The following is a 12480-nucleotide window of genomic DNA, read 5'->3' on the forward strand; positions in this document are numbered from 1 at the left end:
TTCACCCGTTTCTCCTTCGCCGCGCACCGGCTCCTCACCAGATCATTTCTCAGGAAAGAGCAACGGCCTGATGGCTCCCCACGACACGCGGACCCACGCCGGGTCCTCACCCGGCGCAGCACCCGACCCGGCGACCGACCTCAGCTCGCTCCCCGTGGCGCAGGTGATGTCACAGCTCGACACCTCGCCCGACGGGCTGACCCAGGCAGAGTCCACCACTCGGCTGGAGACCTACGGGCCCAACGAGATCGCTGAGCACCGCACCAACCCGCTGCTGAAGTTCCTGTCCTACTTCTGGGGCCCGATCCCCTGGATGATCGAGATCGCGGTCGTCCTGTCCGGTGCGGTGGGACACTGGGCCGACTTCGTCATCATCTTCGTGCTGCTGCTGGCCAACGCCGTGGTCGGCTACAGCGAGGAGCGCCAGGCCGGCAACGCCGTCGACGCCCTCAAGGCCCGCCTCGCGGTCAACGCCCGGGTGCAACGCGACGGCGTGTGGATCACCTCCGCCGCCCGAGCGCTGGTGCCCGGCGACGTGATCCGGCTGCGCCTCGGTGACATCGTGCCGGCCGACGTGCGCCTGCTCGACGGCGACGAGATCGAGGTCGACCAGTCGGCCCTGACCGGCGAGTCGCTGCCCACGACCTGCCCGGCCGGCGCCGCGGTCTACTCGGGCTCGATCGTGCGACGCGGCGAGATCGGCGCGGTCGTCTACGCCACCGGCACCCGCACCTACTTCGGCCGGACCACCGAGCTCGTGCAGGACGCCCACACCGTGAGCCACTTCCAGAGGGCCGTGCTCACGATCGGCAACTACCTCATCATCCTCGCGGTCGCCCTCGTGGCGGTGATCGTGCTCGTCTCCCTCCTGCGTGGCGACCCGGTGCTCACGACCCTGCAGTTCGCGCTGGTGCTGACGGTGGCCGCCATCCCGGTCGCCATGCCGACCGTGCTGTCGGTGACGATGGCGGTCGGCGCGCGGCTCCTGGCCACCAAGGAGGCCGTCGTCACCAAGCTGGTCGCGATCGAGGAGCTCGCCGGGGTCGACGTGCTCTGCGCCGACAAGACCGGCACCCTGACCCAGAACGCCCTCACCCTCGGCGACCCCTGGACCGCCACCGACGTCACGCCCGCCGACGTCGTGCTCGCCGGGGCCCTCGCCTCGCGGGCCGACGACGACGACCCCATCGACCTCGCGGTGCTCGGCGGCCTGGCCGACCCGATTGGGCTGCAGGGCTACTCGGTCACCCACTTCCAGCCCTTCGACCCGGTCCACAAGCGCACACTGGCCACGGTCACCGCCGCCGACGGGAGCACCTTCACCGTCAGCAAGGGCGCACCCCAGGTCATCATCGCCCTCGCCGCCGGCTCCGACGACGAGACGGCTCAGATCACCTCGGCGGTGGACGACTTCGCCGCCCGGGGCTTCCGGTCACTGGGCGTGGCCCGCTCCGACGGCGAGGACGACGACCACCCCGACTGGCGGTTCCTCGGGGTGCTGCCCCTCTTCGACCCGCCCCGCGACGACGCCGCGTCGACCATCGCCACCGCGCTCCAGATGGGCGTCTCGGTCAAGATGGTGACTGGCGACGCGATCGCCATCGCCAGGGAGACTGCGGCCAAGGTGGGGCTGGGCGACACCATCCTCGACGCCGCCGTCCTGGGTGACGCCAAGGCGCACGAGGCCACGTCGGTGGCCGAGTCCATCGAGACCGCAGACGGATTCGCGCAGGTCTTCCCCGAGCACAAGTACCACATCGTCGAGGTCCTCCAAGCGCGAGGACACATCGTCGGCATGACCGGTGACGGCGTCAACGACGCACCTGCCCTGAAGAAGGCCGACTGCGGCATCGCCGTCTCCGGTGCGACCGACGCCGCCCGCGCCGCCGCGGCGATCGTGCTCCTGATCCCGGGGCTGTCGGTGATCATCGACGCGATCGAGGAGAGCCGTCGGATCTTCCAGCGGATGAACTCCTACGCCATCTACCGGATCGCGGAAACGCTGCGGGTGCTGCTCTTCATGACCCTGGCGATCCTCGTCTTCAACTTCTACCCCGTCACGGCGATCATGATCGTGATGCTCGCGCTCCTCAACGACGGTGCGATCCTGTCCATCGCCTACGACAACGTGCGCTACCGGATGAAGCCCGAAGCGTGGAACATGCGGCTCGTCCTCGGCGTCTCCACCGTGCTCGGCGTCGTCGGCGTCGTCTCCGCGTTCCTGCTCTTCTTCCTCGGTGACCGCGTCTTCGGCCTCGACCGGCCCCAGCTGCAGACGATGATGTACCTCAAGCTGTCCGTCGCCGGGCACATGACGATCTTCCTCACCCGCACCCGGGGCCCGTTCTGGTCGATCCGGCCCGCGCGCATCCTGCTCACCGCCGTTGTCGGCACCCAGGTCATCGCCACGTTCATCGCTGTCTACGGGCTGTTCATGGAGCCACTCGGCTGGGGCTGGGCCGCCTTCGTCTGGGTCTACGCCATCGCCTGGGCGCTGGCCACCGACCGGGTCAAGCTGCTGGCGTACCGCGTCCTCGACCGCGGGGCGAGCTCAGGTCGTCAGGTGGCGCTCTCGCGGTGAGGCAGGGGGGGTCGGTGTCGCGGCTGGGTCGGCGTCGGACCCACCTGCGATGCACGGTTGGGCACGGTCACCGGGTCGCCGAGCGAGACCGACACCGGCAGCCCGTCGTGCCGCAGGGACACCGGCCCTCCCTCGAGGACGTCGTACGTCGTCGTCTGCGGGGTCACGGTCAGCCGCAGGCGGCTGCCCCGGAAGCCGACCGTGGCTCGCAGCCGGGTGAGCCCGGCCGGTAGCCGCGGCGAGAAGGCGAGGCTCCCGCCGCTCTCGCGTAGCCCGGCGAGCCCGGGTACGAGAGCGATCCAGGTGCCGGCCAGTGAGGCCAGGTGCAGCCCGTCGCGGGTGTTGTGCTCGAGGTCGTCGAGGTCGATCAGCGCGGCCTCGGTCAGGTAGTCGTAGGCGAGGTCCAGGTGACCCGTCTCGGCGGCCACGACCGCCTGGGTGCACGCCGAGAGCGAGGAGTCGCGCACGGTGAGCGCTTCGTAGTAGGCGAAGTTGCGCGCCTTCTGCTTTGCAGTGAACGCGTCGCCGCGCAGGTGCATGGCCAGCACCAGATCGGCCTGCTTGACCACCTGCTTGCGGTAGAGGTCGAAGTACGGGAAGTGGAGCATGAGGGGGTACTGCTCCGGCGTGGTGGTGTCGAAGTCCCAGACCTCGTGGCTGGTGAACCCCTCGGACTGCGAGTGCACGCCGAGGGCGTCGTCGTACGCCACGACCATGGCCTGCGCCGCGGTTCTCCACGCCGCCACCTCGTCGGCCGGGACGCCCAGGTCGTGCGCCCGGTCGGGGTGGCGCTCGACCACGTCGGCCGCACATCGCAGGTTGTGCTGGGCCATGAGGTTGGTGAAGACGTTGTTGTCGGCGACGGCCGAGTACTCGTCCGGACCGGTCACCCCGTCGATCCGGAAGTGTCCGTGAGGGTCGTGGTGCCCGAGGGAGCACCACAGCCGGGCGGTCTCGGTGAGCAGCTCGAGCCCTATGCCACGCTCGAACGCCTCGTCGCCGGTGACGAGGACGTGGCGCACCACCGCGTCGGCGATGTCGGCGCCGAGGTGGAACGCCGCCGTGCCGGCGGGCCAGTAGCCCGAGCACTCGTCCCCGTCGATGGTGCGCCACGGGAAGACCGCCCCCTCCAGCCCCAGCTGGGTGGCACGCACCCTGGCCTTCGTCAGCGTCGAGAAACGCCAGCGCAGGGCGTCGGCCGCCGCGCCCGGGGACGTGTAGCTGAGCGCCGGCAGCACGAAGGTCTCGGTGTCCCAGAACGCGTGACCGTCGTAGCCCGTCCCGGTCAGCCCCTTCGCCGCGACCGCCCGCCCTTCGGCGCGGGCGCTCGCCTGCAGGATGTGGAAGAGGCCGAAGCGCACCGCCTGCTGCACCCGGGCGTCGCCGTCGACCTCGACGTCCGCCCTCCCCCAGAAGTCGTCGAGGTAGGCACCGTGCTCGGCCACCAACCCCTCCCATCCCGTCTCGACGGCAACGGTCAGTGCCGCCGCCACCTGGTCGGTGATCGCCGGCTGGGTCCGCACGGCCGACCAGCCGTAGGTGACGAACTTGACAAGCTGCAGGCGCTGTCCGGGCTCGAGAGTCGCGGTGACTGTGACCCGGCCCAGGTCGTCGAAGCTCTCGCTCGAGACCTCCACCGACGGCGGACCGTCGAGCCGGTGGTCCATCGCCGCGCCGAGCCGCAGGTCGCTGACCGCCGTACGGTGCAGCAGTGCCGCACCCGACGCGGTGCAGGAATGTCCCTCCGACAGCAGGGGCGCCTGCAGGTCGGCGGCCTCGCGTGGGTCGCCGCCCGAGGGCGGCGACGACTCGTTGGCCACCAGCTCCGACTGGAGCACCACCCGTGCGGAGGTGTCGAGCACCTCGACCTCGTAGCGGACCGCGGCCACCGACCGCTGGGCCAGCGACACCAGCCGGGTCGAGTGGACCCGCACCCGCTGGCCCCCCGGTGACACCCACTCGACGGCGCGGGTGAGGAGCCCGGTGCGGAAGTCGAGCACCCGCTCGTGCGAGACGAGCTGCCCGTAGCGCAGGTCGAAGGGCTGGTCGTCGACCACGAGGCGGATGAGCTTGCCGTTGGTGACGTTGATGAGCGTCTGACCGGCCTCCGGGTAGCCGAAACCGGCCTCGGCGTAGGGCAGCCGGCGGGCCTCGAAGAAGCCGTTGAGATAGGAGCCGGGCAGGCCGCACGGCTCGCCCTCGTCGAGGTTGCCGCGCCACCCGATGTGCCCGTTGGACAGGGCGAACGCCGACTCGCCCTGCGCCAGCACCCCGAGGTCGAGGCTGGTCTCACGCAGGCACCACGGCTCGGTCGTATAGGCCGGGTGGGCGATCATGCCTCGTCGACCCCGCCGAGCAGGTCGGCAAGGTCGTCGACCACGACGTCGGCACCGTGCTCACGCAGCTCGGCTGCCTGCCCGACCCGGTCGACACCGACCACGAGACCGAAGCCTCCCGCCCGACCCGCAGCCACTCCGGACAGCGCGTCCTCGAAAATCGCCGACTCCCCCGGCTCCACGTGCAACAGCTTCGCGGCCGCGAGGTAGGTGTCGGGCGCAGGCTTGCCGGCCAGGTGCTGGTCCTCTGCGGTGAGGCCGTCGACCCGCACCTCGAAGAGGTCAGTGAGGCCAGCGGCCTCGAGGACCTCGGCGCAGTTGGCGCTGGAGGAGACCACCGCCGTCAGCAGACCGGCCGACCGCACGGCCTTCAGGTAGCGCAGCGACCCCGGGTACGGCTCGACGCCGTCGTGGCGGATGCGGCGCAGCACGATGGCGTTCTTGGCGGCCGCGAGGCCGGCAACCGTCGGTGCGCCGGGCTCGTCGCCCGGGTCGCCCTCGGGCAGGGCGATCCCACGTGAGGCAAGGAAGGCCCGCGTGCCGTCGGCCCTGCTCCTGCCGTCGACGTAGGTGTCGTAGTCCGTGACCTGGTCGAAGGCGTCGTACGGTGTGTGGGCCTCCTGCGCCCGCGCCGTCAGGAAGCGGTCGAACATCTCTTTCCAGGCGTGGGCGTGAACCGTGGCGGTGTCGGTGAGGACACCGTCGAGGTCGAAGAGGCAGGCACTGGTGCCGGCACGAAGTCCGGTCGTCGTGATCGCGGATCGGCTCACCGGGGACACGTCCTGACTCAGCAGTTCACTCACCGGGCACCGTCACACGACGCAGGAGCCCTCCCACACTACAACCGGGATGATGATGTGCCTGGTCGCCCACCGATCCATCACATGCGACCGGAGGTCGTCGCCAGCCGTCGGCCCAAATCTCACCGAGGCGATGGGTAGCGGCCTCCAGGTCAGTAGCACCGACGCGGCAGCACGACGGCCTTGGCGCATCAGCCCCCCGCTCCAGTGGCCCCATCCTGGCGGATCCGTTCGGAGGGAAGGGTGTCCGGCGTCGTCCGGTGACATGTCCGATATTTTGTCTTGCTTGCCGCTATGATCCGCTTATGCCTCGGTGTCAACCGGGACGCAACCGATGGGTGGGCCTCACATGAATTGGGAGGCACCGACCGCGCCCCAGTGGCTGGCCGACCTGTGGGCTCATCGGGTTCGCCAGCATGTCTGACACCCCCACGACGCCGGACGGCGCGCGTGCCGGTGGGGAGCGTCGAGGCGCGGCCGCCGACGCTCTCGACGACGCGGCTGGCCTGCGAGACGGCGTTGCCGGTCGGCGCGACCTGGATGCCGACCGACGGGACGCGCTGTCGAGCCTCGGTGACCAAGCGGCTGAGGTAAGCGGCAGTGCCGCTTCTGATCGCGACGCGGGCGCCCTGCGACGCGATGCTGAGGCTACGCGTCGCGACACCAGCGCCACACAGGACGACACCTCGGGTGCAGACCGGGACGACACCGCGCTCCAGAGGGATCTCGCCGCCGAGGTTCGTGACCTCGGCGCCGCCCGAGCCGACACGGAGGCCGACCAGCGCGACCGGACCGCCGACACACGAGACCAAGACGTGGAGAAGAGCGCCCGGAGCGCGCGATCGAGGTCCCCCAGCGAGACCCGGAGCTCGGCGGCCATGCTCCCGTACCTGGCCCTGGTCGCTTCGGATCGCCGATCGGCGCAGGCAGACCGGTTTGCCGCGGCCCATCAACGCTCTGAGGCAGCAGTTGACCGGGCAATGGGGTCAGCCGACCGGGTCGCCGGGGCTGCGAGACGAGACAGGTCCAGGATCGACCGGGGGACGGCCGGGCTCGATCGTGAGACGGCGCAAGCCGACCGGGCTGCGTCGGCCGGCGACCGCGACCTCTTTGCGCTCCGACGAGGTGTCGCCCTCGCAGACCGGGTCGCAGGAGCCCACGATCGGCTGTCGTCGAGCCTCGACCGGGACACCTCGTCGTCCGACCGGGCAGCGTCGTCGATCGACCGGTACTGGTCGGTGGCGAACGCCGCGATGGAGCTGGAGCTGGCCGACAGCGAGAGCCGAGCGTGGCGGCTGCTGCAAGCCGTGCCCGCCCCGGTAGTCGTGATCGACTCCGCAGGGGTGATCGAGCGAATCAACGCGCAAGCGGTAGCGCTGTTCGGGTACCAGCCAGATGAGCTGGTGGGAAGCCCGGTGCAGGTGATCGTCGGTGCTGACCTCCACGACGCTCTTCGCGCCAGCACGCAGGCCGTGACCAGGGGTGACACCCCCCTCGACCGGATCGCTGGGCCGAGCATCTTCGCCGTTCGCAAGGACGGCACGACCTTGCCGGTGGAGGTCGACGTCAGCTCGATCACCCTGCCGACTGGTCATGCGGTCTTGGCGAGCATCCGGGAAGTCAGCGCCTACCAGGTTGCCGACGCCCAGCTGCAGGTCAGTGACGAACGCTTTCGGATCGCCTTCGACCGGGCGCCCATCGGCATGGCGTTGATCGACCTGCACGGTGACCGTCCAGGCCGGCTCGTCCAGGTCAACCCCGCCTACTGCGCCCTGACCGGATACTCCGAGGACGAGCTGCTGGCCACCACGTCTACAGCCATCACCCATCCCGACGACCGTCAGAGCACCGAGACGAACATCGCGCTCCTGGCCGACGGTGTCACGACGCACTGGGACACCGACAAGCGCTACATCCGCGCGTCTGGTGAGCCGATCTGGGTCCACTTCGCGGTCACCGTCGTCCGCGATGCCCAAGGACTCCCGTCGTATCTGGTGTCACAGGTCCACGACATCACTCTGCGCAAGTCCGCCGAAGCACAAATGGCCGAGCGGTTTCACGAGCTGGCGACCCACACCGACGTCGGCTTCATGCTCGGCCAGCTGGATCCCCCTGAAGCCTTGTACGCCAACGCCGCCTACCTGACCCTCATGGGTGTCGATCCATCCGGACCCGTTCCCCCGCTTGCCGATTCGTTGGCCGAAGCACACCCGGACCAGGTCGGGACCTGTGCGATCCTGACCCGGACCGCCGCGGGCGAGGCGGTGACCTTGGAGTGGCAACTGGTCCGTGCGGACGGGCGGACACGCTGGCTCCTCACCCGGGTGACCCCGATCGTCGACCCGGACGGGACCGTGCGCCGGTACACCACCATCTCCGAGGACATCACCGCCCGGAAGGCCGCGGAAGCCGCCCTGGCCGTCGCGCAGGCGGAGGCCGAGCGCGCCAACGCGGCCAAGGACGAGTTCCTCTCGAGACTCAGCCACGAGCTGCGCACCCCACTCAATGCCGTCCTCGGGTACGCGCAGCTCCTCGAGATCGACCCCCTCAGCCTCAAACGGGAGGGACATGTCAAGCACATCCTCGCTGGAGGCAGACACCTGCTCGCGATGATCGACGACGTCCTCGACATCACCGCCATCGATGGGGACCGTCTCACGGTGACCCAGCAGGAGTTCGCCGTGGCCGAGCTCATCGCCGACACCCTGCCGCTCGTCCAGCCGCGCGCCACACAGCTGAGCCTGGCGCTGCACTTCGACCCGCTCCTGGCGACGGCCTGCCGAGTCACCGCAGATCCGCGCCGCCTGCGGCAGGTGCTGCTCAACCTGCTGTCCAATGCCGTCAAGTACAACCGCCCCGGCGGCAGCGTCACCATCGAGATCAACGCCGACGACGACACCGGGACCGTCGACATCGCTGTCATCGATACCGGCCTCGGCATCCCCGAGGTGGACCTCCCCCGGCTGTTCCACGCCTTCGACCGGCTGGGACGTCAGTCGACCGACATCGAAGGCACGGGGATCGGTCTGCCGCTGTCCAGACGCTTGGTCAACCTGATGGGCGGCCGGCTCGAGGTCGAGACAGCAGACGGCCTCGGGAGCATCTTCACGGTCACCCTTCCCGGCATCCTCACCTTCGCTGGAGGCGTCGACAGTGACCTCTGATCGCGTCACCACTGCCCAGGATCGACCATGAGCGACGCCCAGCAGCCGCACCACACGGGTTCGGCGGTGTCCTGACCGATGGAGCCCTCCACAGCCGACGCCCACACGAACGGCACATCCGCGCGATCACTCGTGCTGTTGTACATCGAGGACCACCTCGAGAGTGTCAGCGTCATGGCAGACATCCTCGAGCTGCGACCAGTCTGGCGACTTGTCCACGCAGGTCTCGTCAGCACCGGGATCGAGGCCGCGCGCACACAACGTCCAGACCTGATCTTGCTCGACATGCACCTTCCCGACGGCACGGGCGACCAGGTGCTCACGGCCCTCAAGCAGGACCGCGAGACGAGCGACATCCCTGTCGTGGTGCTCAGTGCCGGCACGATCGGGGCCAAGGCGGCGCCGCTGGTGGATGCCGGTGCCGACCAGTTCTGGACCAAGCCACACGACCTCGGGTTGATGCTGGAGTACTTCGACGAGCTCGCCGCCAGACTCTGAGTCGCCCCGGTGCTCTACAGCCGAATCCGGTCGTGCTCAGTTCAGCCGAGTGCCCGCGCAACGGCGGACTGTTGCTGGTCCGAGCGCGCCAGGGCGGGGTTGAGCCGGGCTGCGTGACCGTCGGCCCGTGCGGCAGAACCGGTCGCGGGCGTGGCTGAGACGCTCCTGGGACGAGGTGCGCGGCTGCCCGAGGCTGGCCGAACACCGCTGCCGGCGAATCCGTCCCGTGAGCCTGGATGCTCCTTCCCCTGGACTGGTTTACGTAACGACGCAAACCCCGAGGAGGGAGCCGAGGTGGAGATCGTCCTGTGTGCCGCGAGGCCCGGTGCGGCAATCGACCTGGCCGCCCACGTGTGCTGCTCGCAGGGTCCCACCGCACCACACTGGTCACCCCGGCCGCAGCGACCCTCCCCGCTCTCAAGGCCGCGCGCACCCCGCCGGTCGCCGCCATGTCCCGCGACGTCGGTATGGCGCCACGCGGTCTGCGGCTGCGTGGACTGATCGGAGGCGTCGTCCTCGTTGCCGGTGTCGCCATGCTGGCCGTCGGCGTTGGTCATGGGCCTGTGGTGGTGGGCACCACCGCTACTTGCCGCCTTGGTCTGAACGATCATCCGGGTAGCAATGACCAGAACCTGTGGATGGCCTTCGGTGGGTGGCCGTGAAGGAGCGCACCTTCCCGAAGATGATCTGACGCCCCGAGAGGTCTGCTCAGGAGGTGTCCCCGTCCGAGCCGGCGGCCCCCCGTCACCCAGGCGCGACCACACCATCCGCAGGACCAGCGGGCTCCGCGCCGTCGCCCGCCGCATCGCCAGCACCCCCAGCACCCACACCGGCAGCAGCGTCATCCGCTGCAGCGGCGGGGGCGACGGTGATGGTGACGTCCAGCGTGGCCGCCGGCGGTAGGCCGTTGTTGGCCACCAGGGCGACCTGGGTGGTCCCTGCTGACGTCGGTGTCCCGTAGATGGCGCCCGTGGCCGCGTCCAAGGTGAGCCCCACCGGCAGAGGGGCGCTCCCGTCGGCCAGCTGCACTGTCGGCGTTGGGGACCCCGAGAGGCTGGGGGCCCAGTGGCCGGCCTTGCCTGCGGTGAACTGCGGACCGCCCTTCACCGGACGAATCTGGGGCGCCGCCGTAGTGGCAGCGGTCCCGGACCCGGACCCGGACGAGGACCCCGCCGCGGTCTGAGCGCCAAAGTAGAACCCCGCGATCGTGGCGACGAGGGTCGTCAAGGACGCAACGACCTGCGACCGCAGGTCCCGCACGCCCGCTCCGGAGAGGCCGAAAACCCCCAGGACGACAACGAACAAGACGGAGAAACCACCGACAGCCAACGTCGTGCGGGTCGTGCGCTTGCCGCTGCGAGCCGACGTCGCAAGGGTGCTGATCAGCTCCGGGGTGATGAGTTTCGAGTTGTCTTCCCTAGCTCGCCGTCGAATAGCGTTCAGACCCAGGACGTTCCTCAGCGTCGACCGCGGCGCGCTCAAGCTCCACCAGCTCAAGACGAACATGGCCGCGACGATGGCCACGACAATGACGACCAGGTCGGTCAGGAGCCAGTCGGGCAACGCTCCGACGTTGTCCGCACCCCCCGCACCCCCACCGGTCCCCGTCGAGACCGCCGTCGAGGTCCCTGTCGAGGTCGGCAACGACGTCGGGGTGATGACATCCTGCGGGGTTATCCACGTCGCAAGCTCAGTCCACGCGCTCATCGGTCTCCCTTCACGGTGCTACTCGTTGGTCGGGGCTCACGATCAGGGCTCACTTCCGTGGGCACGAATGGGGGGCGCTCATCACGCACGGGTGGCCGCCGCCGCCTTGGGCGGGCCTCATGAGGCAGCGGTGGGGCGGTACTGCGCCTTCCATCCCTCCCAGTCCCAGGTGTCCACGAACGCCGTCCCGGCTGAGACGCCATTGCTGAACAAGGTGGCCTTGTCGTCAGCGGTCAGGTGGAAGTCGGTCGCTTTGTAGCCCGTCGTGTCGACGAAGACCGTCCGGGAGGAGAAGGACGGGTCGCTGACGTACAGCTGGTCGTGGGCATTGGTCATCGTCGAGATCAGCGACGTCGCGAGCTCGAGCGGGCCAGGGTTCGGGTGCCACCCCGGGTCGATGGCTTGCGCCTTCGCCGAGAGCTTGACCCCGAGGGTGGGCCAGCGCGGCTGGCCCCCGTCGGTGCGGTCGAACAGGTCGATGGGGAAGTTCGACAGCATCCCCCCGTCCGTGCACAGGATCTCGGGGTGGCCGCCGGCGACGGCCGGGTCCACCCTCATCCGGAACGGGCGGAAGAAGAAGGGGATCGACGCCGACGCCCGGACGGCATCGGCGACGGGCTGGTTGTCCGGGGAGACCCCACACAGCTTCTGGTAGTCCCACGGCAGGCGGAGCTCGCGGCCGCGGGAGACGTCCGAGACCACGACGACCAGCTTGTACTGCCGTTCGGGCGGCAGGGAGCTGTGGGCGTCGAGGTCCTTCAGCTGCCCCCACGTGTGCAGCCCCTTCGCCGCCAGCTTCTCGGCGACCCACGAGTGCAGGAAGTCTCCCCGGAAGAGGCCCTCCTCGAACAGCAGCCCGAACCCCTCGCCGAGCAGCTTGAAGTGACGCAGGACCGGGCTGACGTCCTCGAACTGGGAGAAGTTGAGCTCGTCCATCACCTCCTTCAGCTCGCCCACGCTGTAGCCGGCCGCGAGCAGCGACGCCACGATGGCCCCGGCGGACGTCCCCGCGATCCGATGGAACCGGTAGGGGTCCGGTGCACCGTCGAGCACCGACAAGGCCCCAACCAGGGCGGCGCCCTTGACGCCGCCGCCCTCAAGCACCAGATCTGCGTCAGCCATGACGAACCCCCCTCAGCCCATGGGGTGCAAGCCGTTCCGCGGCTCGCGCTACCGCCACCCGACTATCCTCGCGGACCGGTGCCTGGTCAACGTCTGCGGCGACGAGCTCCCCGAACGAGCGACGCGCTCTCGCCCACACACAAGGTTCCTGGTCTGACTCGCGAGACCGGGTGGGCAGAGGTCAGGCTCATGGTTGCTTCCTCGCTGTCCCAGCAGTGAGGAGAGCACCAAGTGGTCCCGGGACCCTGCGGCCTGTCGCTCAATGCTCGGCG

8 protein-coding genes are annotated in these 12480 nt (G+C 69.6%); 3 read left to right on the forward strand and 5 right to left on the reverse strand.

What is annotated here, in order from left to right:
- Window positions 1–70: 70 nt before the first annotated feature.
- Entirely contained in the window at window positions 71–2581 is a 2511-nt protein-coding gene (locus tag V3N99_01130; protein ID MEO3935339.1) for a plasma-membrane proton-efflux P-type ATPase, read from the forward strand.
- Here V3N99_01130 and V3N99_01135 read toward each other — a convergent pair.
- Together V3N99_01135 and V3N99_01140 are read right to left on the reverse strand one after the other, a co-directional pair.
- Window positions 2560–4917 (reverse strand): glycosyl hydrolase family 65 protein, encoded by a 2358-nt coding sequence (locus tag V3N99_01135; GenBank protein MEO3935340.1) that lies wholly within the window; start codon window positions 4915–4917, stop codon window positions 2560–2562. The two genes, V3N99_01130 and V3N99_01135, sit on opposite strands and share 22 nt — an antisense overlap.
- On the reverse strand, window positions 4914–5687 hold the full coding sequence (locus V3N99_01140; protein MEO3935341.1) for a beta-phosphoglucomutase family hydrolase: 774 nt from the start codon (window positions 5685–5687) through the stop codon (window positions 4914–4916). The genes V3N99_01135 and V3N99_01140 overlap by 4 nt, the downstream gene beginning before the upstream one ends.
- A gap of 1010 nt (window positions 5688–6697) precedes the next feature.
- On the opposite strand from V3N99_01140, the gene V3N99_01145 reads away from it, so the two are divergent.
- The gene (locus V3N99_01145) at window positions 6698–8881 is read left to right on the forward strand and encodes a PAS domain S-box protein (GenBank protein ID MEO3935342.1); all 2184 of its coding nucleotides are present in this window, start codon (window positions 6698–6700) and stop codon (window positions 8879–8881) included.
- Window positions 8882–8886: 5 nt separating this feature from the next.
- Here the strand turns inward: V3N99_01145 and V3N99_01150 are convergent, their stop codons facing one another.
- Complete coding sequence (locus V3N99_01150) at window positions 8887–9057, reverse strand: hypothetical protein (protein MEO3935343.1); 171 nt, start codon at window positions 9055–9057, stop codon at window positions 8887–8889.
- Between V3N99_01150 and V3N99_01155 the strand changes: the two genes are divergently transcribed.
- Window positions 9056–9379 carry a response regulator gene (locus V3N99_01155; GenBank protein MEO3935344.1) on the forward strand — a complete coding sequence of 108 codons (324 nt, stop codon included), beginning with the start codon at window positions 9056–9058 and terminating at the stop codon, window positions 9377–9379. The two genes, V3N99_01150 and V3N99_01155, sit on opposite strands and share 2 nt — an antisense overlap.
- A gap of 744 nt (window positions 9380–10123) precedes the next feature.
- On the opposite strand, the gene V3N99_01160 is transcribed toward V3N99_01155, so the two are convergent.
- Entirely contained in the window at window positions 10124–11086 is a 963-nt protein-coding gene (locus tag V3N99_01160; protein ID MEO3935345.1) for an Ig domain-containing protein, read from the reverse strand.
- Between the two features lie 117 nt (window positions 11087–11203).
- The gene (locus tag V3N99_01165; GenBank protein ID MEO3935346.1) at window positions 11204–12208 is read right to left on the reverse strand and encodes a patatin-like phospholipase family protein; all 1005 of its coding nucleotides are present in this window, start codon (window positions 12206–12208) and stop codon (window positions 11204–11206) included.
- Between the last annotated feature and the right edge of the window lie 272 nt (window positions 12209–12480).

The sequence above is a fragment of the Dermatophilaceae bacterium Soc4.6 genome (assembly GCA_039889245.1).
Lineage (GTDB): Bacteria > Actinomycetota > Actinomycetes > Actinomycetales > Dermatophilaceae > Lapillicoccus.